Genomic DNA, 224 nt, shown 5'->3' with positions numbered 1-224 from the left:
TGCTAATTTGACATCTAAAGTTCCACCACTGACGGAAAGATTACCATTACCGTTGATTTTTGCTCCATTATTGAGAGTATAAACTCCACCACCAAATCCCAAGGTTTTACCGCTAGTTAAGTTGAAGTTACCACCATTACTAACTCCTCCTCCCGTAAGGTTTAAAGTTCCTGATTCAACATTGACTGTTCCTGTATTATTAAAAGCAACTCCAATAGTGCCTA

At 38.4% G+C, this 224-nt stretch carries 1 protein-coding gene; it reads right to left on the bottom strand.

Features of this window, described 5'->3' with window-relative positions:
* Positions 1 to 224, bottom strand: a 224-nt coding sequence (locus ACIR310F_RS23060; protein ID WP_196803239.1) for a hypothetical protein, incomplete at both ends; no start/stop codon positions are given.

Origin of the sequence: Dolichospermum circinale AWQC310F (assembly GCF_000426925.1) — a bacterium.
Lineage (GTDB): Bacteria > Cyanobacteriota > Cyanobacteriia > Cyanobacteriales > Nostocaceae > Dolichospermum > Dolichospermum circinale.
The sequence above is the reverse complement of the archived record's forward strand: the minus strand, read 5'-3'. Positions and strand labels throughout refer to the sequence as shown.